Origin of the sequence: Streptomyces coeruleorubidus, from assembly GCF_008705135.1 — a bacterium.
Taxonomy (GTDB): domain Bacteria; phylum Actinomycetota; class Actinomycetes; order Streptomycetales; family Streptomycetaceae; genus Streptomyces; species Streptomyces coeruleofuscus.
Map to the genome: position 1 here is coordinate 1,846,450 of NZ_CP023694.1, position 24,497 is coordinate 1,870,946.

A 24,497-nucleotide genomic window follows, 5' to 3' on the forward strand; every position below is an offset into this window, starting at 1 on the left:
CCCTGGTGCCCACGCCGTCGGTGCCTCCGCGTGCCGTACGGGCGTCTCGACTGCGGACAAGGCCCGTGATGTCATACGTTTTCCGATTGGCCGCTGACGGCAGGCGACACGGTCGGGCGGAACGGGGGGGGAGACATCATGACGGACCTGGAGGAATCGGCGGGGCGGGGCACGGGCGCCGAGGACCGGGGAACACTGGAGCACTTGCTCTCGGTGGTGGGGGCGGGAGCCGTGGAGCTGCACACGGCTCCGGAGGGACTGCGGACGAGCGTCACCGGCGTCCATGTGCTGGACGCCCTCGAACCCGTCATCAGGCCGCGCGAGTTACTGCTCGCGGTCGGCGTCGACCCGCGGTCGGCACACGCCGTCGACGTGGTGCGCCGGGCCGGTGAGGCGGGCGCGGCCGGTGTGGTGTTCGGCCCGGGGCGCCCGGAGCCCACCGCGCGGGCGTTGCAGGCGGCCGCTGAGGAGGGCGGCACGGCGGTGCTCTTCCGCACCTCCTGGTGCACCTGGGCACAACTCGTGGGGGTGCTGAGGGCGGGGCTGGCCGCGGCGGGCGTACCCCCGATGCCCGCGACCAGCGGCGTGCGCCTGGGCGATCTGGAGTCACTGGCCGATGCGGTGGCGGCCCTGGTGGGAGGCTCGGTGACCATCGAGGACACGGACTCCCGGGTACTGGCGTACTCCTCCACCGAGGAGAATGTGGACGAGATGCGCAGACTGACCATCCTCGGTCGTCGCGTGCCGCCCTGGCGGGTGGCGGCCATGCGGGAGGCGGGGTTCTTCCAGGCGCTGTGGGGTGCGGGCGACGTGCTGCACCGGCCGGCCCACGGCCAGGACCCGGAGCGTCTGGTCGGCGCCGTACGGGCGGGCGGAGAGGCGCTGGGGTCCATCTGGGTGGCGGCGGTCGCCGGCCGCCCGCTGTCCCCGAACGCCGCTGAGACCCTGCGCGCGGCGGCCCGGACCGCCGCCGCCCACCTGCTGCATCACCGTACCCACAGCTCGGACGGCCGCTTGCTTGAGGACGCGGCTCGGGCGCTGCTGGAGGACCGCGGATCCGTCGAGGTGCTCGCGGAGCGGGCCTCACTGCCGCCCCGGGAGCCCTGTGCCGTCCTGGCGGTGGGAACCGGGTCCGGCCGCCACGGGGACGACGACCCGTCCGGACTGTACGGGCTGCTGACCCTGCACTGCGCGGCCCTGGGCCACCGCGTCGTGGTGGTCCCGGCGGGGGGCAGGATCCTGGTGCTGCTGAGCGGGCTGGAGCGCGATCCGGGGCGGGCCGACGGCCAGGTGACGCGGCTCGGCGAAGCGCTGGCCGGACAACTGTCGGCGACGACCGGCTCGTCGGTGAAGGTGGGGCTCGGAGACGTGGTCCCCGGGCTGGCACGGACGCCCGCGTCACGCCGGTCGGCCGAGCGGGCCCTTCGGGCGCTCATCGCGGCCGCCGGGCCACGCACCGTCGCGCGGAGCGAGGACGTCGCGGACACGGTGGGCATCCTTCAGGTCGTCGACGCCCTGCGTGAGGTGGCGCTGCCACCGGGGACCTCGGTGGCCCGGCTGAGGGAGTTCGACGCCGCTCACAGCGGCAGTTGCCTGGTGGAGACCCTGCGCGCCTACCTCGACCACTTCGGTGACGTGTCCGCCGCCTCGCGTGCCCTGGGTGTGCATTCCAACAGCCTGCGCTACCGGTTGCGCCGGATCACGCAGGTGTCGGGGCTGGACCTGGAGAGCCCCGACGCCCGGCTGCTCGCCCAGTTGCAGTTGCGTCTGGGTGGAGACGCCGACGGGGCACGCCCCTGAGCGGCCGGCACCGAGGCGCGGCCGCGTGCCGTCCACCGCTTGGCCGCAACCACCATCGAAGGGCCTCTCCTTCGTCGTACCGCACAAGGCCCCGGCGTGGCCGGGGGGTTGTTGCGTTCCACCGCCGTGGGCGAGGCCCTCGTCTTTGACGACTCGACGAAGACGCCGTCCCGGTGCGGACAACAGTCTGGTACTCCACCCGGGGCGGTCCCGGGCGCTGCGCGTACGACACCGGAAGGCTCACCATGACCGGACTGACCCCCGCCGCCGAGCGGCGCGAACGGATCCTCCAGGAAGCGGTGCTGCAGGGACTGCTGGACGCCGAGCGGTCCCAGCTGGCCGCCTTCGTCGACCTCGACGGCGTCGCCGCGACGGTCGACTCCCTGCACCGTGCCTTCCCTGCGTCGCCCCGTGTGCTGCACGCGTTCGCCGCCAAGGCGAACTGCCTGGTGCCGGTGCTGGCGGAGCTGCGGCGGCTCGGCATGGGCTGCGAGGTGGCCACCGCGGGCGAACTGGCCCGCGCGTTGGCCGCCGGATTCGCGCCGGATCGGATCGTCTTCGACTCTCCGGCCAAGACGGAGGCCGAGCTGCGGCGTGCCCTGGACCTGGGTGTGGCCGTCAACGCGGACAACCACCAGGAACTGGCCAGGATCGACCGGGCCCTGGGCGACCGCGTCCCGGTGTCGAGGATCGGCGTGCGCGTCAACTCCCAGCTCGGCGGCGGCAGTATCGCCGCGATGAGCACGGCGACCAGCACCTCGAAGTTCGGCATCCCCCTGGCGGACCCCGGAAGCCGACGGCGGTTGCTGCGCGCCTACCACGACCACCCGTGGCTGACCTGGGTGCACACCCATGCTGGCTCGCAGGGCTGCCCGCTCGACCTCATGGCCGGCGGGGTCGCGCAGGCCGTGGCGTTCGCCGAGGAGGTCAACGCCTCGCTCGGACGGCGCCAGGTCGTCGGCATCGACATCGGCGGCGGACTGCCCGTCAACTTCGCCGACGACGAGACCACGCCGACCTTCGACACGTACGTCCGGCAGCTGCGCGCCCAGGCGCCCGCGCTGTTCTCCGGCGGGTACGAGATCGTCACCGAGTTCGGGCGGTCCGTCCTCGCCAAGAACGGGTTCACCGCCGCGTACGTCGAGTACACGAAGAGCATGGGCGGGCGGCCGATCGCGGTCACCCACGCCGGTGTGCAGGTGGCCACCCGGACCGTGTTCAATCCCGACGCCTGGCCCCTGCGGATCGAGGCCCACGACCGAAGCGGGAGGGCCAAGCGGGGCGGACCGGTCCGCCAGGACATCGCGGGCCCCGCCTGCTTCGCCGGTGACCTGCTGGCGCGCGACCGCGCGTTGCCCCTCCTGGAGCCCGGCGACCTCATCGCCGTCCCGGACACCGGCGCGTACTACTTCTCGACGCCGTTCCACTACAACAGCCTGCCCGAACCCGCCGTGCACGGGGTCCGGACGGGCGGTGACGGCCATGTCCGCTTCGAACTCCTGCGTCCCGCGCAGGACCCGTGGGACGTGCCGGGCCCGGGTGGCCACGGCGCGCCCCTGCGGCAACAGGCGCACGAGCCCGTGCACGGTGCCGTCGGCCGCGGCGTCGGGTAAGGAGCACCGAGGTGGCACAGGCCGGCCGTCGAGGGCCCGGCCGGGACGGACCGCTCCTCAGTCAGCGCGCCGCGATCGTCTTCCTGCTGGCAGCCCTGGTCGGCATCGGTGCCACCGTTCTGGCGGCGCTGGCCGGCAACGTGTGGCCGGTCGCGGTGAGCGTCGGAGGCGGGGTCGTGGCCCCGGCCGTCCTGTTCTTCAACCAGATCATCGACTAGACGAGCGGGTCCCGATGGCTTGCCACGGGATCCGCCAGTCCAGCCCTCCCGCCCCCCGCTACGGCATCTTGTCCCCCAGCAGTGCCAGGTTCTCGATCGCGGCGAGGCCGTACAGCGAGGTGTCGTTCGTGGACACCCAGGGTGCCTCGCTGCCGGGCACCAGGGTGAGCGGGCCACTGAGCTTCTCCGTCTTCCAGGGCGCGGACTCCTTGTAGCCGTCGGAGTTGTAGAACTTGTCCCACGCGCGCTTCGCGAGCTTCTCGTCACCGGACTGAACGGCGGCGTAGGCGTCGAGGCGCGAGTGGCCCTGGAAGAGGATCAGGGAGCCGAAGTTGCTGCCGTAGCGGGCCGCCTGTTCGGCCTTGGTGGCGTTGAAGTAGCGGCAGTAGTCGAGGTACGCCTCCTTGAACTTCGGCACGTCGACGAGGTCGATGAGCTCGGCGCACAGCTCGCCCAGGCCGAAGACGGCCGACAGGTGCGAGACCTCCACCTTGGGCTGGGCGGCGACGGCGAACCTGCCGGTGTCCAGGTCGTACAGGCCACTGCCCTGGACGAAACCGTTGGGCTGGGCGGCGATCGTCTCCATCGTGGACAGCACGCGCGCCTTGGCCTTCTCCCACTTGGGGCCCTTTCGCTCCCACTCGGTCAGCCACGCCGAGACCAGGCCGCTCCAGTCGGTGCCGAAGCCGATCGACAGGGCGTGCCGGTCGGGCGTGTACGGCTCGGTGCGGATCTTGCGGAGCGGGTCGAGGGCGAGGAACGTCTCGTCGGAGTCGACGTTGGCGTGCATGAGGTCGCCGACGCGTTCGTCCGCCGTGAGGAAGTAGTAGTAGCGCCGGTACGTGGTGTTGGCGATGCGCTGCTGCTTGGCGCTGTCGGCGAAGTGCTGCACGCCGTGCCGGGTGCCGAGGCCGGCCCACTTGCCCAGGTGGTAGACGTCGACCTCACCGGTGTGCCGGGTCATGGCCTCGGCGAAGCGGAAGATGTCCGAGCGGCCGCTTCTCAGGTACGCGTACCAGAGCCACAGGTCCGGCGACAGCTCGGAGTTGTCCCAGGCGTAGCCGCCGACGTCGTAGCGCCACTGGTGCCGGACGGTGTCGTAGGTGTGCATGATGTCGCCGTAGTCCCAGAAGCCGTACCACCGCCGCATCTCCACCTGGTCCTTGTAGTAGGTGAAGAGGAAGTCGAGGTGGTCCTCGATCTTGGCCTTGGCGGGGGTGGAGCGGTCGGGTTCGGCGTACAGGCCCTTGCCGAAGACGCCCGCCTTGATGAGCTGCTTGGGCGGGGCGGCGAGCTGGGGCAGGACCCGTACGGCCTCGACCTGCTCGGCGAGCTTCTCGGCGCTCGGGGTGGACTCGTTGGCCCAGAAGAGCAGTTCGGAGGTGCGGGCGATGCCGTACGGGGTGCCGAACTCGGGCTCATAGTCCTCGTAGGTGATGTTCAGGCCCTCGATCTGCTCGGGGAAGGTGTCCTGGCCCATGCCGTCGTGGTAGAAGCGCATGTCCATGGGCTGGGCCTCGGGGGACCAGAGCCAGAGGGTGACCTCGGCCTCGTCGGTGTGGGCGTCCCGGATGTCGAGCTGGGCGGGGAACTTCTCCCAGAAGTCGCGCAGGCCGAAGGAGAAACCGCCGCTCACACCGCCGACGTACCCGAAGCCGGAGGCGCGCCGGCCTCCGCCCGCCGCGATCCAGCCGTAGCCCTTCTTGGTGCGTTTGCGCAGGGTGAAGCCGTCGGCGGACAGCTGGGAGAGGGTGTAGTCGCCCCACTCGGGTATGTACTGGAGCCGGGTGGTGACCCGCTGGTCCCAGGTGGCCGGGTCGGGCAGCTTCTTGCCCTCGTACTGCGCCGCCTGCACGGCCGCGCCCGGGTCCCGCCGCAGCCCGGTGATGCCCTTGACGGCCTCACGCAGCAGGCCGGTGCCCTCGCCGCCGATGCGGATGTGCCGGTCGTAGGACTCGTCGCGCATCGGCACGCTGAAGCGGACGCCGAGGCCGCGGATGAAGTCGCCGCTCGCCTTGCCGGGCTCCTGCTTCCCGTCGTAGGTGATGGTGTGCACCATGCGGAAGGAGTCGGCGCCCGCGTAGAAGTAGAGCCGGATGGAGAAGGGCAGCCAGCCGCGGCTGCCCTTGCGGTGCTTGCCGTCGACGCGGACGACCGCGCGGACCGGGCCCTCCTGCTCGACGGTGACCTTGTCGATGGCACCGTCGAAGCGCTCGGTCTTGACCGCGCCCTGGTCCTCGTCCTCGATCTCGGGCTGGCGGATCAGCACGAGCCGGCCGTTCCTGGCGATCTCGGTGGAGCCCCGGGTGACCGACTTGACGATGGTGGAGCCGGACTTGCCGATCTTCGCGGTGATGACGCCGGTGGAGATGTCGATGGTGCCGCCGCGCTTGTCGACGGTGACCTTCTTCTGCGGTGCGGCGGGGGTCCCGGCGGTGAGGGTGAGCTTGCCGTCGCCCGAACCGACGGCGTGGGCGGTCCACTTGAGGGAGCCGTCGGGCCAGTAGGCGATCGGCCACGACTGCACGGGCACGGCCTTGCCGTCCGCGTCCGTCAGCGCGAAGGTCTGGTCCTTCTGGTAAGCACCCTTGGGCCAGGGGACGCCGACGGTGGAGCCGGGCGCCGCGCCGAGGCCGCCGTCCTCCAGCCAGTCCAGGGTCACCGGGTCGGCGTCGGCGGGCTCGGCTCTGGGGACGGCCTGCGCGTCCTGTGTCCCCAGTGCCCAGCTGAACTGGGCGGCGGCTCCGGCGACGGCGGCCGCCTTGAGAAGGTTCCTGCGGGGGATGGGAGACATAGAGAGGCTGCCTTTCCTTGTCCGTGCGGGAAGCACATCCGTGCGCTGGTCAGGGGCATGACAGTGAGAGGCGCGGCGCCCGGGGCGGCCGGCCTGGGACAGGGGGCACCGCCGGTCAGCGGTGCCGGTACCGCTCCTCCACGGCGACGGCCGCCGCCGCGACGGCCCCGAGGACGGGGACCGCCAGCGGCGCGGTGAACCAGGCGGACACGGCCACCACGGCCAGCCCGGCGATGATCAGGAAGGACCCGGCCGGATCGAGGACCGTCCGGCGCCAGGCGGCAGCGAGCAGGGTCCGCCAGCGGGCGTCCGGCTCCCAGACCGCCGCCGCGCGCAGCCCGGCCACGACGAGGCCGATCAGCGCGAGCACTCCGACGGCCCCGACCAGCGGCCCGCCGGGAATCCCCGCACGGACCGCCTGGACGTCCACCCAGACCGCGGCCACCGCCGCCCACCCGGCGAGCCCGGCGAGCCACCCGCCGCGCACGGCCGTACGGAAGTCGGCGACGAACTCCCGCCGGCCACCGCCCTCGTGCGCGGTACGGCGCCGCAGGTGCCGCGCACCCGCGGCGAATGCGGCGGGATACGTGACGACCCCCAGCGAGGCCACCGCGATCCACACCCCTGTCAGCAGACACTCGGCGAACACGCCGAACCGCTCGGCGAAGGCCGACTCCCCCCGTGCCTTCACTCGCGTCGTGGCCATGGCCGGATCACCTCAGCCCTTCAGACCGGACGTCGCCATGCCGTCGATCAGATACCGCTGGAAGGCGAGGAAGAAGGCGAGGACCGGCAGCAGGGCGACCAGCGACATGGCGATCATGCCGCCGTAGTTGGCCAGCCCTTCCTGGTCGACGAACATCTTCAGCCCCAGGGAGACCGTGTACTTGTCGGGCTCGTTGAGGTAGATCAGCGGGCCCATGAAGTCGTTCCAGGAGTTGATGAACGTGAAGATCGCGCTGGTGATCAGGGCCGGGCGGCACAGCGGAAGCATGATCGACCAGTAGATGCGGAAGTGCCCGCAGCCGTCGAGACGGGCCGCCTCGTCGAGCTCCTTGGGCATGTTGCGCATGAACTGCACCATCAGGAAGACGAAGAACGCCTCCGTGGCCAGGTACTTCCCCAGCAGCAGCGGGGTGTACGTGTTGATCATCTCCATGTTGCGGAACAGCACGTACTGCGGGATCAGCAGCACGTGGTACGGCAGCAGGAGGGTGCCGATCATCAGCGTGAACAGCAGATTGCGGCCCGCGAACCTGATCCGTGCGAAGGCGTACGCCGTCAGCGAGCAGGACGCCACGATCCCGATCACCGAGCCGACCGCGAGGAAGAGCGAGTTGAAGAAGAAGGTGGAGATCGAGATGTCGGCGATGCCGTCGGCGAGGCTCTTGTAGTTGTCGAGGATCGGTTCGCCCGGCAGGAGGTCCAGGCTGCCGACGATGTCCTCGCTCTCCTTGAGGGAGCCGCCGATGACCCAGATCACCGGGTACAGGATCACCGCGAGGATCAGCAGGGACCCGATGTGCCAGGCGAGGGATCCGGGCAGTTTGTGCCGAAGGCCGCCCGCTCGTGGGGTGGCGTCGGTGGCCTGCGCACTCATCGGGCGCCCTCCTCGTAGTGCACCCAGCGCTTCTGGGACCAGAACAGCACCGCCGTCACCAGGGCGACCGCGACGAGCAGCATCCAGGCCATGGCGGAGGCCAGACCCATCCGGCTGTTCTCGAAGCCCTGGACGTAGAGGTAGCAGGTGTAGACCATCGAGCCGTCGGCCGGACCGCAGGCGTTGCCTCCGGCGCCGCCGCCGACGATGTACGCCGAGCTGAAGATCTGGAAGGAGTGGATCGTCTCCAGCAGGACGTTGAAGAAGAGCACCGGGGAGATCATCGGCAGCGTGATGTTCCAGAACCGCCGCAGCTTGCCCGCCCCGTCGACCTCCGCCGCCTCGTACAGCTCGCGCGGGACCTGCTTGAGGCCGGCCAGGAAGATGACCATGGGCGCGCCGAACTGCCAGACGGTGAGTGCCACCAGGCTGTAGATGATCATGTCCGGGTCGCCGGTCCAGCCGCCGACGTCGATCCCGAACGTCTTCTGCATACGGTCCACGATCGCGTCGTCCGAGAAGATCGCCTTCCAGACGATCGCGATGGAGACGCTCGCGCCGATCAGTGACGGCGCGTAGAAGGCGGCCCGGTAGAAGGCCTGTCCGCGCCGCTTCTGGGCGAGGAGCAGGGCCACACCGAGGGCCGCGACCAGCTTGAGCGGCGTTCCGACGACGACGTACCAGAGCGTCACCTGCACCGAGTGGCGCCAGCGGGGATCGCCGAACATCTCGGAAAAGTTGTCGAGGCCGATCCACTTGGGCGCGTCGAACAGGTTGTAGTCGGTGAACGCGAAGTAGAGCGAGGCGACCATCGGGCCCGCGGTGAGCAGCAGGAACCCGGCGATCCAGGGAGACATGAAGAGATAGCCGGCCAGGTTCTCCCGGCGCCGCCGCCGCTTGAGGGCGGCGGGGCGCTCGGGCTTCACCGGACCGTGCCGCGGCTCGGAGTCCTGGGACAGGCCCTCCATCGCAGGGGCGTGTGTCACGGTGGTTCCCATCAGCTGCCGAGAGCCGTCTTCGACTCGGTGAAGAACTGCTTGACGGCCTCGTCCACCGACCGCTTGCCCAGGGCGAGTTCCTCGGCGATGCGCAGGAAGGCGGACTCACAGATGTCCGCCCCGTTCGGATGCGGGGTGATCGGCTCCAGGACACCCGCCTCGACGAGGGACTCCTCGTAGGCGGCTATCGCCTTGTTGACCTCGTCGGTCGGCTTGTACGCGTCGTACTGGGCCTGTGTCGCGGGCACGCCCCGGTCGTAGCCCATGATCTTGGCGACCTCTGGCTCGTGCACCATGAAGTCGATGAACTGGGCGACCTCCTTGGGGTGCTGGGTGCGCTTGGAGGCGCTCAGCATGAGCGAGCCGAGGTACTGGCCGGTCTTCTTGCCGTCCGTGGTCGGGATGGGAGCGAGGGCGTACTCGCTCTTGCCCTCGGCGGTGTAGCGGACCGTGAAGTTGTCCCATGTGAACTCGCCGCCCGCGAGTTCCCCGGTGACCGCGGACTTGGGCTTGATCTGGGCGACCTTCTTGGCGTCGGCGTAGCGGCCGTCCTCCACACCCTTCTTGGCCTTCGTCCACCAGTCCGACAGGTCCGACTCGGTGAAGCCGAGACCCTCCTCCGTGAAGAACGCCTTGCCGTTCTGACGCAGGTACAGGTCGTAGAGGTACATGACGCCGTACATACCGCTGTCGCCGGCGCGGCCCGCCTTGTCGCGGATCTTCTTCATCGCCGCGTCGAAGTCGTCCCAGGTCCAGCCCATCTCCGGCTTCACGCCAGCCTTGGTGTAGACGGGCTTGTCGATGACCAGGGCCATCGAGTTGGAACCGACCGGAACTCCGAGGAGCTTGCCGTCGATCTCGCCGAACTTCTCGAGTCCGGCGCGGAATCCGTCCATCCGGAGGTTGCCGGCCTTGACCTGCTCGCTGAGATCGAGCAGCACGTTCTTCGCGTCGTATTTGCGCAGGAACCCGATGGCATTCTGGAAGACGTCCGGCGGATTTCCGCCGGAAGCCTGGGTGTTGAACTTCTTCCAGAAGTCGAGATAAGGCTGGAAGTCCGTTTTCACCTTGATCTTCGGGTACTTCTTCTCGAAGAGCGCGATGGTCTTGTTGATGCGCTCGGCGCGGTCCTCCGCTCCCCACCACGCGTAACGGATCGTCACCGTCCCGTCCGCTGAGGTCCCTCCGTCGCCACCGCAGGCGGTGGTCGCGGCCAGCCCCAGCGTGGCCGCCGTGGCCCCGGCCGCCTTCAGAATCGTACGTCTCTCAACATTCCTGCCGTTCACCACGGTTGGACCTCCCCGCACGTCGTCCCGCTCGCATGAATCGTTTCAAGTAAGCGCTTGCTGGCACAAGTTACGGAGGGGCTGAGGGTGCGTCAATGATTCGGACAAGAATTTCTTACCGAACGGGCCGCAGGCGAGGCGGGACAGGGAGGGGACACGCCGCGTCCGCCGGGCAGACGTCACTGGTGGGGCCACTGTGATCGGTGGGCCGAACGAGGCGGGGCCGCTCACACGGGTTTCGGAAGCGACCGAAAGGTGACGCCGGGGTGGGTGGCGTGGAGCCGCGCGCAAGGTGGCCGGTTTCGGTCAGCGCGCCCTGGAGGAGAACAGCGCGCGGGACGTTCGGCAGCCGTGACAACGGCCAACCGCACGACGGCGGCCCACCTGCGCAATCGCAGGTGGGCCGCCGATCCGGGTGGGCGATACTGGGTTCGAACCAGTGACCTCTTCGGTGTGAACGAAGCGCTCTCCCACTGAGCTAATCGCCCGGACGCAGGAAGAAGATTACCCCATGTCAGGGGGTGCCTGTGACCAGCGCCGGCCGGCACCGGCACCCCCGACGCGGCTCACTGGTTCTTGATCTTCCACGGCATGGCCATGCCGAACTTCCACACGTAGATACCGACCAGTACGGCCACGATCACCAGCCCGATGGACGTCAGGATGATGTTGCGCCGCCGCACCTTGGGATCGAGGGCGCGCTGCGCGGCCTCCGTGACCTTCCGCTTGGTCCAGCGCAGCACCAGCTGGGCCCACACGAACTCGGTCGCCCAGATCGCCATGCCGCCGAAGATCACGACCCAGCCCGGCCCCGGCAGGGGCAGCATGATGATGCCCGCCACGACGACCGCGAGCCCGATGATGAAGACGCCGACCTGCCAGCTCACGTGCAGCAGGCGGCGCGCCTTGATGAATTCCGGCGCGCGCGAGCCGAGTCCCCGCTCCTGCTCGCTGCGCTCCTCGTCCGTCCCCGTCTCGTCCGGTGCCACGGCCACCTCGCCCGGCTCGTCACTCCCCGTATTCATACGGCCAAACACTACCCGAGCGAAACCAGTCACCGGAATGGACGCATGGAGCGAACGATCTCTCGGCCGGAAGAGTTACGTAAAGGCACGCAAAACACTCAGAGGGGTTTACAACGGCACCGTAGGTGGCATGTCGATTTCGCCGACGTGCGAATCCCCGAGCGCACACTGAGCGAAAGGCCCTGGCGCTTATGAACACCACGGTCAGCTGCGAGCTGCACCTGCGCCTCGTTGTGTCGAGCGAGTCCTCCCTGCCTGTCCCCGCAGGCCTGCGGTACGACACGGCCGACCCCTACGCCGTGCACGCCACCTTCCACACCGGAGCCGAGGAGACCGTCGAGTGGGTGTTCGCCCGCGACCTCCTCGCCGAGGGACTTCACCGCCCTACGGGCACCGGCGACGTCCGCGTCTGGCCGTCGCGCAGTCACGGTCAGGGCGTCGTGTGCATCGCCCTGAGCTCGCCGGAGGGCGAGGCCCTGCTCGAGGCCCCGGCACGGGCCCTGGAGTCCTTCCTGAAGCGCACCGACGCCGCCGTGCCGCCCGGCACGGAGCACCGGCATTTCGACCTCGATCAGGAGCTCTCGCACATCCTGGCGGAGAGCTAGGGCGGGGCCCTCACAAAGCCGCCCGGCGCCGTCGACTCGGGGAGACGGCTCGGGCCCGGACAACCGCATACGGATACACCGGCGCCGGCACCGCGGATCACGCGGTGCGGCGCCGGCTCGCGTATGGCGCCGTCCGGACCGCGTGGCGGCCGACGGCAGCCCGCGGCGGCGGGCCTACCGTCGACCGGGGGGCGGGCTGGAACCATGGCCCGCCCGGCGGCGTTGTATTCGAAGCCATGTGCGGGCATGAGGGCGGTCCAGCGGTGGTGGAGCCGTTACCATCGGCCAGCATCCGCGGGCGCCTGCCCGACCCCCAGGCCAGGGAGCGAATCGTGCTGATCACCCATGACACCCGGTGCGCCCTCGACACCGTGGTCGATCTGGTGAACACCGCACCGGAGGACGACACGGCGGCGGACGGGCTGCCGGACGTGGCGACACTCGCGGACTTCGTGCGAAACCACGAGATCAGCGATGTCGGAGTGCTCTCGGAGTTCGACCTCTCCGCGGTGCGGAAGATCCGCGGGCGGTTCGCCGCCGTCTTCGCCGCCCCCGACGCCCGGGCCGCCGCCGGCCTGATCAACGAGCTGGTCGCGGCCGCCGGCACCACCCCCCGGCTCACGGACCACGACGGCTACGACTGGCATGTGCACTACTTCGCGCCCGGCGCCTCCGTCGCCGACCACCTGGCCGCCGACTGCGGGATGGCACTGGCCTTCTTCGTGGTCGCCGGGGAGCAGGAGCGGCTGCGGCGGTGCGAGGCGCCCGACTGCCGGAGGGCCTTCGTCGACCTGTCGCGCAACCGCTCGCGGCGGTACTGCGACAGCCGCACCTGCGGGAACCGCCTGCATGTGGCCGCGTACCGGGCGCGCCGTAAGGAAGCGGCGGGCTGACCGCCCCGCCTCCGGGGCGATTGACGGGCGGAGCGTCGATGCCGACGCGGTCCCGGCGGGTGGCGCCGGGTACCGCGGGTACGGCTCACAGCAACAGCAGATCGTGCAACGAGGCCATGAGCAGCAGACTCCCGATCACCGCCAGGAAGATCATCAGCGGTGGCTGGGAAAGGGCGAAGAGGCAACCACGTGGCTCGTCCTGCCGAGGACGGGGCTCGTCCTGCGGCGGCGCGGGGTCGCTCTGATTCGTCGTGTCCAGCATCTCGCGGCGATGATGACGCAGTGCCGGGCCAGACGCGATCAGCGCCCTCGTTCCGTGCGGGAGTGCGCCGATTCCGCGAGGTCCGGTTCAGGTTGTGATCACTTCCGCGCACCCTCGGACCCACTGTGACGATTCGGCCGGCACGCGGCCGTCAAATGCCATGCTTCTTGAGGATGGCCTCGATGTCGCTGAAGTCGTCGTCGCCCCGGGACGCCGGCGCCGGCCGGGTGGCCGGGCGGGACCCCTGGCCCTGGCCCAGGGAGGGAGCCGAGGCCGCCGGAGCCACAGCCTCGGACTGGGCAGCCGCGCGGGCCGCCCTGCGCTCCTTGCGGGTGCCGCCGCGGCGGCGCTCCACGACACGCGTGGTCATGAACAGCAGCCACGCGACACCGAGCACCCCGAAGCCCGCCCAGGCGGTCAGGCTGAACGCGGTGTCGGCCAGCCACTCGACGACGCCCGTCATGACCAGGCCGATCGGCACGAGCGAGTACGCCGCGATACGGGTCGCCGCGAGGAAACGCTTGCGGTACGCCGTGATGGCCGCAATACCCAGGCCTGCCGCGGACACGGCGGAGCAGACGGTCTCGGCAATCATCCGGTCCTCCAGGCGTGGCGCGGTCGGGCAGGGCACTTCGTCCCTTCCATCCTGCACCCGCCGTACCCCGGGGGGCCATGCCCCGGCCCGACATCAGGGACATCTCCGGGTCGCCTCCTCCGCAGGTGCCGGTGCGGGTGTAGGGCCTGGGAGAATGTCGGTATGAGCGACTCCTCCCCCGCCCCTGCCGCCGCCCCCGTCCTCGAGGTCTGGTGCGACCTCCAGTGCCCGGACTGCCGTACCGCGCTGGACGACCTCCGTTCCCTGCGCGCCCGCTACGGCCACCGCGTGGAGCTGCGGCTGCGGCACTTCCCCCTGGAGAAGAACAAGCACGCCTTCGCCGCTGCCCAGGCCGCGGAGGAGGCGTGGGAGCAGGGCCGGGGCTGGGAGTACGCCGAGGCGCTCCTGGCGCGGGTCGAGGAGCTGGGCCGTAAGGGAGAACCCTTCCTGGTCGAGCTGGCCAGCGAACTGGACATGGACGCCGAGGAGTTCGACACGGCCCTGATCGACGGCCGGCACATCCTGATCGTGGACGCCGACCAGGCCGAGGGCAAGGCGATCGGCGTGACCGGCACCCCGACGTACGTCATCGGCGGTGAGCGGCTCGACGGGGGCAAGAGCCAGGCGGGGCTGCGCGAGCGGATCGAGCAGATCGCGGACCGGCTGCTGGCCGGGCAGGAGCAGAAGCAGGAGCAGCAGGGCTGACCCGAAGGCCCCCGCCCCTGGCCGCCGTCCCCGCCCGGCCGCTACACCAGCGGCTTGTACATCGCGTACGACTTCGTCTCGTAGCCGAGCGACGCGTAGAGCCGTTCGGCCGGGGTGTTGCCGGCGAAGACGTTGAGGCCGACGGCGCGCCTGCCCTCGACGATCGTCTGGGCCTCGGCCAGCAGCATGAGGGTGCGGCCGTGTCCCTTGCCGCGGTGGGCGGCGTGCGCCTCGACGTCGAAGACGAAGGCGCTGTCCGCGCGCAGCGCGAGCCACAGCACGCCCACCGCCGTCTCCTCGTGTTCCAGGACGCTGATGAGCATGCCGGGGGTGGCGAGGCCGTCGGGCAGCAGGGTGGCGTGGTCCCGCTCCGACTTGGCGCGGGCCTCGGCCTCCGGAACGCCCCGCTCGATCCAGCTCCGGGCGTAGCCCTCCTTGCCCGCCTCCAGCCAGGGGCCGAACTCCGCCTCCGTCATGGGCCGGGCACGGCTGCCCTCCGGCAGCTCCGGTGGGGTGTCGCCGAGTGGCTTCTCCATGCCGCGGTTGCGCACGACGTAGCCGAGCGCGGTGGCGAGCCGGAACGCCGCGGCGGCGTCGGCGGGCACGGTCGCCTCGATACGGCGGCACCCCCAGCCGCGCGCCACCTCCTCGGCGGCGAGCGCGGCCACGGTGCCCCGGCCGCGTCCGCGGTCCGGTTCGTCGATGCGCAGCTTCGTGATCCGGGCCACGGCGTCGCCGAACACGGGATGCGTGCCGAGGTGTATCGCCCCTACGGGACGGCTGTTCACGCACACCTGGTAGCGGCGCGAGCGCGTCCCGTCGGCGTTCTGCTGAAGCGGCTCGGTCGGCCGCAGGGTCGTGGTCATCAGGGGTGTTCTACCCGCAACCACGCCCCTGTTCAGCCGAATATGCGGGGCGGTCAGGGGTCGAGGTCGTCCCCGGACCGCTCCTCGAAGATCCGCATGGCCTTGGCGGTCACCGGGCCGGGCGCGCCGGGCAGCTCACGGTCGTCGACCCGGTGCACGGCCTGGACGTCCCGCAGCGTGGACGTCAGGAAGATCTCATCGGCCCGATACAGCACGTCCAGCGGCAGGTCGGTCTCCCTGGCGCCGGTCCATGCGATCGCCAGCGCGCGCGTGATGCCCGCGAGGCAGCCCGAGGCGAGCGGCGGCGTGTGGATCTCGCCGTCGAGGACGACGAAGACGTTGGACCCGGTGCCCTCGCAGAGCTGTCCCACCGTGTTGCCGAACAGGGCCTCGGAAGCGCCCTGTTCGCGGGCGCGGGCGAGGGCGACGACGTTCTCGGCGTACGAGGTGGTCTTCAGGCCGGTGAGCGCGCCGCGCTCGTTGCGCGTCCAGGGGACCGTGATCACGGCGGTGGAGTCGGGGCGGCGGGTGGTCTCGCCGAGGGCGACGACGAGGGTCGGGCCGTGCTCGCCGCGGTCGGAGCCGAGCGGGCCGTGGCCGCCGGTGTAGGTGATGCGCAGGCGGCCGAGCGGCATGGGGTTGGCCTCGAGGACGGCGGCACAGGCGCGGCGCACCTCGTCGTGGTCCGGGTCGGGCAGGCCGAGGCCGCGCGCCGACCGGGTCAGCCGGTCGAGGTGCCGCGTGAGCGCGAACGGCCGGCCGTCCACGGCCTTCACGGTCTCGAAGATGCCGTCGCCCACGGTGAGCCCGTGGTCGAAGACGGAGACGCGGGCGGACTCCGTGTCCTGCAAGTCACCGTCGAGCCAGATCTTCACGTCAGGTCCTCTCCACTCACCTCATACGCTCCCGACGCTATCGCGAGCAGCCGGGCCGCCTTCAGCTCGGTCTCCCGCCACTCCCCCTCGGGGTCGGAGCCCCATGTGATGCCGGCGCCGGTGCCGAAGCGCAGCACACCGCCGCCGGCCCGGTCGATCCAGAAGGTACGGATGCCGACGGCCAGCTCACCGACCCGCCGGTCGGCGTCGACCCAGCCGATCCCCCCGCAGTACGGCCCGCGGGGCGCCGTCTCCAGCGCGTCGATGATCCGCAGCGCGCTCGACTTGGGCGCGCCGGTGACGGAGCCGGGCGGGAAGGCGGCGGCGAGCAGCTCGGCCCAGCCGGCCCCCTCCCCCAGCTCACCGCGGACCGTCGACACGAGGTGGACCAGCCCCGGATGCTTCTCGACGGCACACAGGTCGGGCACCGTCACACTGCCGGTGGCGCAGACCCGCCCGATGTCGTTGCGGACCAGGTCCACGATCATCACGTTCTCGGCGTAGTCCTTCTCCAGCAGGTCCGTCTCGGTGCGGCCGGTGCCCTTGATCGGCCCGGACTCGACGACGCGTCCGTCGCGCCGCAGGAACAGCTCGGGGGACGCGGTGGCGATCTCCACGCCGTGACCGGGCAGGCGGATCGTTCCTGCATAGGGCGCCGGGTTGCCGCGGGCCAGCAGCGCGGTGAGGGCGTCCACGTCGGCGCCGGGTGCGACGGGCGCGGACAGCACCCGGCACAGGTTCGCCTGGTAGACCTCGCCGGCCGCGATGTGCTCGCGGATCCGTCGTACCGCCGCCGTGTACGCGGCGCGGTCGAGCGACGACGTCCAGTCACTCGCCGCCGGTCCCCGCCACGCGCCGGGCACGGGGGCGGGCACGGCCGCCTTCCGCACGTCCCGGAAGCGTGCGCAGGTCAGACGGCCCTCGAAGTCGGCGCAGACCGCCCAGAAACCGCTGGACTCCAGGGCTTCGGGATCGTCGGTGACGTCGAGGAGCCCGGTGGCGACACGGTCGCCGAAGCGGGCGAGGGGAGGGAGGTCGAGCACGCAGTCGAGTCTATGGCGGGTGTCCCGCGGGTGACCGGGGGATGTCCCTTCGTGAGGCACTGTGACCGGCCTGAGCAGGGGAAGCGCAGCACGCTGCACAAACGCGTTTTTGTGCTGGCCCGGGAATCCGCTAGAGTTCAACTCGTCGCCGGGCCGCGAGAGCGGACGGAAACGACAAGCGGACGTAGCTCAGTTGGTAGAGCGCAACCTTGCCAAGGTTGAGGTCGCGAGTTCGAACCTCGTCGTCCGCTCGAAGGAAGTGGGGATCTTCCCGGTTCCCTACACTCCTGGTGGAGTGGCCGAGAGGCGAGGCAACGGCCTGCAAAGCCGTCTACACGGGTTCAAATCCCGTCTCCACCTCCAAGGACGATTAGCTCAGCGGGAGAGCGCTTCCCTGACACGGAAGAGGTCACTGGTTCAATCCCAGTATCGTCCACTGGATCTGCTCGAAGATCCGACCCGCGCGATTAGCTCAGCGGGAGAGCGCTTCCCTGACACGGAAGAGGTCACTGGTTCAATCCCAGTATCGCGCACGCAGTGCCCATGATCCGCTGCATCCAGTGGTCATGGTCCCGAGGACGATTAGCTCAGCGGGAGAGCGCTTCCCTGACACGGAAGAGGTCACTGGTTCAATCCCAGTATCGTCCACACCACACCGGAGCCCCCGGCCGTACGCATCGGCCGGGGGCTCCGTCGTGTCACGGTCCTGGTGTCAGGACGAGAACAGCATGCGCCCGAAGCCCTTCTGCCGGTGGTGACCCTGGTGGCCATGGTGTCCGTGGCCACCGTGCGGGGCTCCCCAGGCGGGGGCCGGAGGGGCGGGGTAGGCCTGCGGGGCGGGCGGGGGCGGCGGGGCCGACTGGGACCACTGGGCTTCCAGGCGGGTCAGCGACTCCAGCTCGCCGTAGTCGAGAAAGATCCCGCGGCAGCCGCTGCACTGCTCGATCTGGACACCGTTGCGGTTGTACGTGTGCATCGGCGCACGGCACTTCGGACACTGCATGGTGGTTCAACTCCTCGCCGGTCGGTCCTGCTTCATGTGTCGCCAGGACAGACTCTGTCCGGCTGTGGTCGGTTGCACCCTACTTCGGGTGCTCCTGCGCCAACTGCGGCGGGACGGTAGCCATTCGGTCACAGGCGTCCACGACCGACTGCTCCACCTCGTCGAGGGGGCGGCCGGCCGCGACCGCCTTGGCGACGGCCCGGGCCGCGGTCTGCACGGTGAGGGCGCGGGCGGGGACGTCCAGGGCGGGCCACGGATCGCCGTCGGCCGGGACGGCGGGGCCGCCCTCGGCGCGGTAGGCGGCGAGGAACCGGACCCATTCGCCGGGCGCGAGCAGTCCGCAGGCGTACCAGGCGGCGGGGCGGGCGAGGTCCCAGGCGGGGACGCCGACACCGAGGTCGTCCACGTCGATCAGCAGCCAGGGGCCTTCGGGGGCGGGGTGGCGTATGAGCTGGCCGAGGTGGAGGTCGCCGTGGCACAAGGTGCCGGTGTGCGGCATGGGGGCCTCGCCCCGGGCCCAGGCGGGGAGGGTGTCCCAGGCGCGCAGGACGGGGGTGGCGGCGGGGTGCGGGCCGGCGGCCCGGAGCCGGGCGACGGCCCGGGCCGCCTTGGCGGGGCCTCGCATGGTGGGCAAGCCGGGCGGGACCGGGGTGCGGTGCAGTCGCGCGAGGAGGGTGGCGGCGGCTTCCCAGGGAGCGGCGTCGGGGGTGTCCGGGTCGACGGGGATGCCGTACGGCCAGAACGTCACGAGGCGGCCGTGCAGGTCGGCGGGGGTCGGGACGAGTGGGGGCAGGAGGATGCCGGGGTGGTGGGTGGCGATGGTGAGACGGGTGGTCAGTCCGCTCGGGTCGGTGTCTTCCGGGTGGGCCTTCGCGACCGTGTCCGCGTGCCGTACGACGATGCCGTCGGGGCGGTCGGCGAGTGTGGCCGCTCCGCAGGGGCAGGTCGAGGAGCGTGCGTGGGCTGTGGCTCGGGCCTTGGCGGTGAGTTGCTGTACGAGCAGGGCGGGGGCGGGCTTCACCGGGGCGAGAGTACGCGCAGGTGGGGCCGGGAGGTAAGGCACTCTTGGGATCAGGTGCTCGGCGTCGGTGCCGGATCCGCTTGCCAGGTCCTCGGCGTTGCTGCCGGGGCCGGGTGGGGCCGCAACCCGGCGGTGCGGGGTGCCGCCAGCGGCTGCCGGGGCCAGGTGGGTCCGCGACCCGGCGGTGCGGCGTGCGCACACAGCAATGCCGGCGCAGCTCCCCAGCTGCGCCGGCATTTGTGCCGTCCGCCGCACCCCCGTCCCCACGGGGTTTCATGGGTGGGATGTCCCCGCCCGGACCGCTCTTCCGGGCCTGGGGTCGCCGCTCAGCGCCCCAGCATCTCTCCCACGGACGACGCCTGTGTGGCCACTGTCTCCCACCCGTCGAAGACGAGGAGGAGCAGGACCGCCAGAGGAAGGGCCATCAGCGTCGCCACCACGGGGTGGCGACGACCCTGGCGGCGGCGGAACGCGGCGGCGTACACCTTGCGTCCCTCTTCGCGGATCAGCGTCCGCGGTGCCGTGTGGGCCATGGTCCCTCTCCTGACCGTTCTCAGTTGTAGTCGGCAGCGGCGGGTGTCTGACCTCGGGGGACGAGTGCTGCACCCGCCGCTTGACCTCAAATCTAGGCGTGCGGCCCTCCCCGGGCGTCATGCCCTCGTACCGATTGCCGGGCCTCCCGGAGGATGAGCCGTCACCTGCGGTGTACTCCCCTGGGTGGAGACGACGGCCCAGGTCTCAGGGTCTTCCCCGAAGGGACGCCCGGCTCATCCCGCTTTGTCCGAGCTTTCCTCCCTCGGAATCGGCTGTTCGACCAGTGCCAGCACCCGGTTCGCCATGAAACGGGCCGTACGCACGACGGTTCCGCTCCTGGTGACTTCGCTCACTTCCACGACACCTCGACGTACCGCCGTCTCCACCCTGCGGCCCGCCCTGCTCGCCACCACCTCATACGTGCGCGTCTTGTCGCCGGCGTCCACGACTATCTCCACACGGTCACCCTTCACGGGTCCAATCCCCCTTCCGTGGCAGGCGGTTGGGGTCGTCCCTCGCGCGAACACGGCCTGTCGGCGCGCCCCCTGACCACCCTTCAAGTCTCCCACCCACCACTGACAATCCATCGCTCCGAGAGGGCGCGGCCTCTGCGCGCGGGCGGCTGTGGAAACGTAAGCTGTGGCTCGTCACAGGACCGGGCAGCGGGGATGAACATGGCGATGATGCGCCTGAGGCGCGAGGACCCGCGCGTCGTCGGCTCGTTCAGGCTTCACAGACGGCTCGGCGCGGGCGGGATGGGCGTGGTCTACCTGGGCTCCGACAAGAAGGGGCAGCGGGTCGCGCTCAAGGTCATCCGGCCTGACCTGGCGGAGGATCAGGAGTTCCGCTCGCGGTTCGCCCGTGAGGTCTCGGCGGCCAGACGGATTCGCGGCGGGTGCACGGCACGGCTCGTGGCCGCCGACCTCGACGCGGACCGGCCCTGGTTCGCCACGCAGTACGTGCCCGGCCCCTCCCTGCACGACAAGGTCGCCGCCGAGGGACCGCTCGGCGCGGCCGACCTCGCGGCCGTCGGCGCCGCCCTGTCGGAGGGCCTGGTCGCGGTGCACGAGGCCGGGGTCGTGCACCGGGACCTGAAGCCGTCCAACATCCTGCTGTCCCCGAAGGGGCCGCGGATCATCGACTTCGGCATCGCCTGGGCCACCGGCGCCTCGACGCTCACCCACGTCGGTACGGCGGTCGGCTCGCCGGGCTTCCTCGCACCGGAGCAGGTGCGCGGGGCCACCGTCACACCGGCCACGGACGTGTTCTCGCTCGGCGCCACGCTAGCGTACGCCTCGATGGGCGACTCGCCCTTCGGGCACGGCAGTTCCGAGGTGATGCTGTACCGCGTCGTGCACGAGGAACCGCAGTTGCACGGCGTACCCGACGCGTTGGCTCCGCTCGTCCGGGCGTGCCTGGCGAAGGACCCGGAGGAACGGCCCAGCACGCTCCAACTGTCCATGCGGCTCAAGGAGATCGCGGCCCGGGAGTCGCAGGACCTGACCGGCGTACGGCCGCCCGCGCCGCGCGGTGCGGAGACGGACCGGCCCGCCGACACCTACCCCGAGCGCGGCCGGCGTCCGCAGGGACAGCAGGGTGCGGGTGCTTCCGGGGCGCAGCGCGGCCGGGGGGCTCCCTCGCCGCGGCGCTCCTCCGGGCCCGGGGACGGCATTCCGTCGCCGGACGGTCCCGCGTCCCAGGGAGGCTCCGGCGTGCGGGGCGGGTCCCGTGCGACGGGAGGCGGGAACCGGTCGACAGGCGGCGGGAACCGCGGCAGGACTCCGGTGCGCGGCTCCGGGGCCTCACGCGGCGGCACTCCGTCGCGGTCCGGATCACGGCCGACGCCCACCGGACGCAACGGGACGCGGTCGGGCAGCGGCAACCGCACCGCCCCGCACAGCGGTACCGGGCGGCCGGCGTCCAGGAACACGGGGACCGGGCTGCGGCCCGCCAACCCCCGGCTGCTGCGGCAGCGGCTGTTCGTGTTCGTCGTGGTCACGCTGCTGGTGGCCGTCGGCATCGCCCTGGTGCAGGGCTGTCAGGGCGCGGCGCGGGGACTCGGCGGCGACGGCGGCAGCGGCGGTGCGCGGCAGGAGAGCGTCCGGCAGGAATTCGGACCGTAAGGCTTCGAAGCTTTACGGCCCGCAGGCCTTTACCGCCTTGGGCCTTGCGGTCACAGCCCCGGCAGGATCCGCTCGAAGAACTCGCGGTCGCCGTCGAAGACCGGGTCCAGGGTGAGGAACTCCTCCGGCGTGACCCAGCGGGTCTCGGCGACCTCGGCGGGGTCGGGGACGACCTCCCCCGTGTCCGCGCGGGCGGTCCACCAGTGGAGGCGGAAGAGGTGGTCGTCGGTCTCCGACTCCCACACCTTCGCCAGCGGCACGACGGTGAGGCCGACCTCCTCGCGGACCTCCCGGACGACCGCCTGCTCCTGGGTCTCGCGCGGTTCGAGCTTGCCGCTCAGCGGCTGCCAGTAGCCGGGACGGGCGACCGCCGGGCCCCGCCGGATCGCGAGGACCAGGTCCCCGCGCAGCAGTACGGCGACGATCGCCTGGCGCTGTTCCACGTACGGCCCCTAGGAGTGAGGGCGGCCGGTGGCCACGGCGTAGAAGGCCACGGCGGCCGCCGCGCCCACGTTGAGGGAGTCGACGCCGTGGGACATGGGGATGCGCACCCATTCGTCGGCGGCGACCAGGGCCTGGGTGGACAGGCCGTCGCCCTCGGCGCCGAGCATGAGGGCCACGCGGTCCATGGTGTGCGGGGCGGCCTCGTCGAGGGTCCGGGCCTTCTCGTCGGGCGTGAGGGCGAGCAGCGTGAAGCCGGCCTCGCGGACCGACTCCAGGCCCTTGGGCCAGGTGTCCAGCCGGGCGTACGGCACGGAGAAGACGGCACCCATGGAGACCTTCACGCTGCGGCGGTAGAGGGGGTCGGCGCAGTCCGGGGAGAGCAGGACCGCGTCCATGCCGAGGGCGGCGGCGGAGCGGAAGATCGCGCCGATGTTGGTGTGGTCGTTGACCGACTCCATGATCACGACGCGGCGGGCGGTCTGGAGGAGGTCGGCCGCCGTGGGCAGGGGCTTGCGCTGCATGGAGGCGAGCGCGCCGCGGTGCACGTGGTAGCCGGTGACCTGCTCGGCGAGCTCCGGGCTGACGGCGTAGACCGGGGCGGGGAGTTCGTCGATGACGTCGCGCATGACGTCGACCCACTTGGCCGAGAGCAGCATGGACCGCATCTCGTAGCCCGTTTCCTTGGCCCTTCTGATGACCTTCTCGCCCTCGGCGATGAACAGGCCCTCGGCGGGTTCGCGCTTGCGGCGCAGGTCCACGTCGGTCAGGCCGGTGTAGTCGTGCAGGCGCGGGTCGTCGGGATCCTCGACGGTGATGAGATCGGCCACAGGGTTGATACTGCCTTGTCCTGGGTGCGGTGCCAACGGCTTGGGACGGTTGTGTTACCCGGGGTTACTTGCGGGGTGCGCCGACGGTGGGGCCGACCTTCACGACCTCGCCGATGACGATGACCGCCGGGGGCTTCACGTCCTCGGTACGGACGGTCTCCGCGACCGTCGCGAGGGTCGCGTCGACCCGGCGCTGAGCCGCCGTCGTGCCCTCCTGGACGAGGGCGACGGGGGTGTCGGCCGGCTTTCCGTGCGCGACGAGCGTCTCCGCGATCTTTCCGATCTTGTCGACGCCCATGAGGATCACCAGCGTGCCGGTCAGCCTGGCCAGGGACGGCCAGTCGACCAGGGAGCGCTCGTCGTCCGGCGCGACATGGCCGCTGACCACGGTGAACTCGTGGGCGACACCGCGGTGGGTGACCGGGATACCGGCCGCGCTCGGGACCGAGATCGAGCTGGAGATCCCGGGGACGACCGTGCAGGGGATGCCGACCTCGGCGAGGGCCTGGAGTTCCTCCATGCCGCGGCCGAAGACGTACGGGTCGCCGCCCTTCAGACGGACCACCGACTTGCCCTGCTTCGCGTGCTCGATCAGCGCGTTGTTGATGGCCTCCTGGGCCATGTAGCGACCGTAAGGGATCTTCGCCGCGTCGATCACCTCGACGTGGGGCGGGAGCTCGGCGAGGAGATCGCGCGGGCCGAGGCGGTCCGCGATGACGACGTCCGCCTCGGCGAGCAGGCGGCGGCCGCGCACGGTGATCAGGTCCGGGTCGCCGGGGCCGCCGCCGACCAGGGCGACGCCGGGTGTGCGGGTGCGGTGGTGTGGGGCGACGAGCGTGCCGTCGCGCAGTCCCTCGACGACGGCGTCGCGGATGGCGGCGGTGTGGCGCGGGTCGCGGCCGCGGGCGTCCGTGGTCAGTACGGCGACCGTGACGCCCTCGCTGTGGCCGGTGGCCGGGGTCCAGGCCGTCGCCTCGTCGGCGTCGTCGGAGCGGACGCACCAGACGCGGTTGCGTTCCGCCTCGGCGGAGGCCCTGGTGTTCGCTTCCGTGTCGCCGGTGGCGATGAGGGCGTACCAGGCGTCGGCGAGGTCGCCTTCCTCGTAGGGGCGCTGGTGCCAGGTGATCTCGCCGGCGTCCGCCATGGCCTCTACGGACGGGGTGACCTCGGGGGACACGAGGAAGATGTCCGCGCCCGCCGCGATGAGGGCCGGGAGGCGGCGCTGGGCGACCTGGCCGCCGCCGAGGACGACCACGCGGCGGCCGGTGAGGCGGAGGCCTACGGGGTAGGCGGGGTGTTCGGCCATGAGGGTGCGGCTCCTGTTGCGGCGGTGGTTCGGTAGCCCTGACGTGCGGATTTTACGGCGC

Annotated in this window: 25 protein-coding genes and 6 tRNA genes; 12 read left to right on the forward strand and 19 right to left on the reverse strand. The window is 71.1% G+C overall.

Features of this window, described 5'->3' with window-relative positions:
* Positions 1–138 precede the first annotated feature (138 nt).
* The 3 genes from CP976_RS08630 (at position 139) to CP976_RS08640 (ending at position 3,631) form a co-directional block, all read left to right on the forward strand.
* Positions 139–1,800, forward strand: a complete 1,662-nt coding sequence (locus tag CP976_RS08630) for a helix-turn-helix domain-containing protein (protein WP_150479812.1) — start codon at positions 139–141, stop codon at positions 1,798–1,800.
* Positions 1,801–2,045: 245 nt separating this feature from the next.
* A complete protein-coding gene (locus tag CP976_RS08635; RefSeq protein WP_150479813.1) occupies positions 2,046–3,413 on the forward strand; it encodes a type III PLP-dependent enzyme domain-containing protein in 1,368 nt (455 codons plus the stop codon).
* Positions 3,414–3,424: 11 nt separating this feature from the next.
* Positions 3,425–3,631, forward strand: a complete 207-nt coding sequence (locus tag CP976_RS08640; RefSeq protein ID WP_150479814.1) for a hypothetical protein — start codon at positions 3,425–3,427, stop codon at positions 3,629–3,631.
* Between the two features lie 58 nt (positions 3,632–3,689).
* On the opposite strand, the gene CP976_RS08645 is transcribed toward CP976_RS08640, so the two are convergent.
* From CP976_RS08645 to CP976_RS08675, 7 genes are all read right to left on the reverse strand, one after another.
* Complete coding sequence (locus tag CP976_RS08645; RefSeq protein ID WP_150479815.1) at positions 3,690–6,425, reverse strand: exo-rhamnogalacturonan lyase family protein; 2,736 nt, start codon at positions 6,423–6,425, stop codon at positions 3,690–3,692.
* A 115-nt stretch (positions 6,426–6,540) separates the two neighbouring features.
* Positions 6,541–7,131: a hypothetical protein gene (locus CP976_RS08650; protein ID WP_150479816.1), complete on the reverse strand. Its 591-nt coding sequence runs from the start codon at positions 7,129–7,131 to the stop codon at positions 6,541–6,543.
* 12 nt (positions 7,132–7,143) lie between these two features.
* Positions 7,144–8,025: a carbohydrate ABC transporter permease gene (locus CP976_RS08655; protein ID WP_150479817.1), complete on the reverse strand. Its 882-nt coding sequence runs from the start codon at positions 8,023–8,025 to the stop codon at positions 7,144–7,146.
* Positions 8,022–9,023 (reverse strand): carbohydrate ABC transporter permease, encoded by a 1,002-nt coding sequence (locus CP976_RS08660; RefSeq protein WP_167537302.1) that lies wholly within the window; start codon positions 9,021–9,023, stop codon positions 8,022–8,024. Before CP976_RS08660 ends, CP976_RS08655 begins: the two co-directional genes overlap by 4 nt.
* Entirely contained in the window at positions 9,023–10,312 is a 1,290-nt protein-coding gene (locus CP976_RS08665; RefSeq protein WP_150479819.1) for an ABC transporter substrate-binding protein, read from the reverse strand. Before CP976_RS08665 ends, CP976_RS08660 begins: the two co-directional genes overlap by 1 nt.
* Positions 10,313–10,725: 413 nt before the next feature.
* Positions 10,726–10,797 (reverse strand) — tRNA-Val (locus CP976_RS08670).
* Between the two features lie 78 nt (positions 10,798–10,875).
* Positions 10,876–11,334 (reverse strand): TIGR02611 family protein, encoded by a 459-nt coding sequence (locus CP976_RS08675; RefSeq protein WP_150479820.1) that lies wholly within the window; start codon positions 11,332–11,334, stop codon positions 10,876–10,878.
* Between the two features lie 191 nt (positions 11,335–11,525).
* Here CP976_RS08675 and CP976_RS08680 point away from each other — a divergent pair, with 191 nt between their 5' ends.
* Complete coding sequence (locus CP976_RS08680; protein ID WP_004002642.1) at positions 11,526–11,939, forward strand: SsgA family sporulation/cell division regulator; 414 nt, start codon at positions 11,526–11,528, stop codon at positions 11,937–11,939.
* A gap of 332 nt (positions 11,940–12,271) precedes the next feature.
* The gene (locus CP976_RS08685) at positions 12,272–12,832 is read left to right on the forward strand and encodes a CGNR zinc finger domain-containing protein (RefSeq protein ID WP_150479821.1); all 561 of its coding nucleotides are present in this window, start codon (positions 12,272–12,274) and stop codon (positions 12,830–12,832) included.
* An 85-nt stretch (positions 12,833–12,917) separates the two neighbouring features.
* Here CP976_RS08685 and CP976_RS42825 read toward each other — a convergent pair whose 3' ends face one another.
* Entirely contained in the window at positions 12,918–13,094 is a 177-nt protein-coding gene (locus CP976_RS42825; protein WP_167537303.1) for a hypothetical protein, read from the reverse strand.
* A 151-nt stretch (positions 13,095–13,245) separates the two neighbouring features.
* On the reverse strand, positions 13,246–13,689 hold the full coding sequence (locus CP976_RS08690) for a hypothetical protein (protein WP_150479822.1): 444 nt from the start codon (positions 13,687–13,689) through the stop codon (positions 13,246–13,248).
* 162 nt (positions 13,690–13,851) lie between these two features.
* Here CP976_RS08690 and CP976_RS08695 point away from each other — a divergent pair, with 162 nt between their 5' ends.
* A complete protein-coding gene (locus CP976_RS08695) occupies positions 13,852–14,394 on the forward strand; it encodes a DsbA family protein (protein WP_150479823.1) in 543 nt (180 codons plus the stop codon).
* 41 nt (positions 14,395–14,435) lie between these two features.
* On the opposite strand, the gene CP976_RS08700 is transcribed toward CP976_RS08695, so the two are convergent.
* Genes CP976_RS08700 through CP976_RS08710 form a run of 3 tightly spaced genes read right to left on the reverse strand, consistent with a single transcriptional unit; the run spans position 14,436 to position 17,178 of the window.
* A complete protein-coding gene (locus CP976_RS08700; protein ID WP_150479824.1) occupies positions 14,436–15,260 on the reverse strand; it encodes a GNAT family N-acetyltransferase in 825 nt (274 codons plus the stop codon).
* Between the two features lie 53 nt (positions 15,261–15,313).
* Positions 15,314–16,135 carry an aminotransferase class IV gene (locus tag CP976_RS08705; RefSeq protein ID WP_150479825.1) on the reverse strand — a complete coding sequence of 274 codons (822 nt, stop codon included), beginning with the start codon at positions 16,133–16,135 and terminating at the stop codon, positions 15,314–15,316.
* Positions 16,132–17,178, reverse strand: coding sequence for a chorismate-binding protein (locus CP976_RS08710; protein WP_150479826.1), 1,047 nt, complete (start codon positions 17,176–17,178; stop codon positions 16,132–16,134). The genes CP976_RS08705 and CP976_RS08710 overlap by 4 nt, the downstream gene beginning before the upstream one ends.
* A gap of 178 nt (positions 17,179–17,356) precedes the next feature.
* On the opposite strand from CP976_RS08710, the gene CP976_RS08715 reads away from it, so the two are divergent.
* The 5 genes from CP976_RS08715 (at position 17,357) to CP976_RS08735 (ending at position 17,826) form a co-directional block, all read left to right on the forward strand.
* Positions 17,357–17,429 (forward strand) — tRNA-Gly (locus tag CP976_RS08715).
* A 38-nt stretch (positions 17,430–17,467) separates the two neighbouring features.
* Positions 17,468–17,541: transfer RNA gene (locus tag CP976_RS08720), tRNA-Cys, on the forward strand.
* Position 17,542: 1 nt separating this feature from the next.
* A tRNA-Val gene (locus tag CP976_RS08725) sits at positions 17,543–17,614 on the forward strand.
* 25 nt (positions 17,615–17,639) lie between these two features.
* Positions 17,640–17,711: transfer RNA gene (locus CP976_RS08730), tRNA-Val, on the forward strand.
* Positions 17,712–17,754: 43 nt separating this feature from the next.
* Positions 17,755–17,826, forward strand: a tRNA-Val gene (locus CP976_RS08735).
* A gap of 64 nt (positions 17,827–17,890) precedes the next feature.
* On the opposite strand, the gene CP976_RS08740 is transcribed toward CP976_RS08735, so the two are convergent.
* The 4 genes from CP976_RS08740 to CP976_RS08755 form a co-directional block, all read right to left on the reverse strand.
* Positions 17,891–18,181, reverse strand: coding sequence for a TFIIB-type zinc ribbon-containing protein (locus CP976_RS08740; RefSeq protein WP_150479827.1), 291 nt, complete (start codon positions 18,179–18,181; stop codon positions 17,891–17,893).
* A gap of 79 nt (positions 18,182–18,260) precedes the next feature.
* Entirely contained in the window at positions 18,261–19,202 is a 942-nt protein-coding gene (locus tag CP976_RS08745; protein WP_150479828.1) for a phosphotransferase family protein, read from the reverse strand.
* Between the two features lie 326 nt (positions 19,203–19,528).
* On the reverse strand, positions 19,529–19,735 hold the full coding sequence (locus CP976_RS08750) for a hypothetical protein (RefSeq protein WP_086565651.1): 207 nt from the start codon (positions 19,733–19,735) through the stop codon (positions 19,529–19,531).
* Between the two features lie 234 nt (positions 19,736–19,969).
* Positions 19,970–20,209, reverse strand: coding sequence for a hypothetical protein (locus CP976_RS08755; protein WP_150479829.1), 240 nt, complete (start codon positions 20,207–20,209; stop codon positions 19,970–19,972).
* A gap of 195 nt (positions 20,210–20,404) precedes the next feature.
* On the opposite strand from CP976_RS08755, the gene CP976_RS08760 reads away from it, so the two are divergent.
* Positions 20,405–21,859: a serine/threonine-protein kinase gene (locus tag CP976_RS08760; protein WP_150479830.1), complete on the forward strand. Its 1,455-nt coding sequence runs from the start codon at positions 20,405–20,407 to the stop codon at positions 21,857–21,859.
* A gap of 50 nt (positions 21,860–21,909) precedes the next feature.
* Here CP976_RS08760 and CP976_RS08765 read toward each other — a convergent pair whose 3' ends face one another.
* The 3 genes from CP976_RS08765 to cobA all read right to left on the reverse strand — a co-directional run bounded on the left by CP976_RS08765 (position 21,910) and on the right by cobA (position 24,436).
* A complete protein-coding gene (locus CP976_RS08765) occupies positions 21,910–22,302 on the reverse strand; it encodes an NUDIX domain-containing protein (RefSeq protein WP_150479831.1) in 393 nt (130 codons plus the stop codon).
* 9 nt (positions 22,303–22,311) lie between these two features.
* A complete protein-coding gene (locus CP976_RS08770) occupies positions 22,312–23,130 on the reverse strand; it encodes a TrmH family RNA methyltransferase (protein ID WP_150479832.1) in 819 nt (272 codons plus the stop codon).
* A gap of 64 nt (positions 23,131–23,194) precedes the next feature.
* The gene (gene cobA, locus CP976_RS08775) at positions 23,195–24,436 is read right to left on the reverse strand and encodes a uroporphyrinogen-III C-methyltransferase (protein ID WP_150479833.1); all 1,242 of its coding nucleotides are present in this window, start codon (positions 24,434–24,436) and stop codon (positions 23,195–23,197) included.
* Positions 24,437–24,497: the final 61 nt, after the last annotated feature.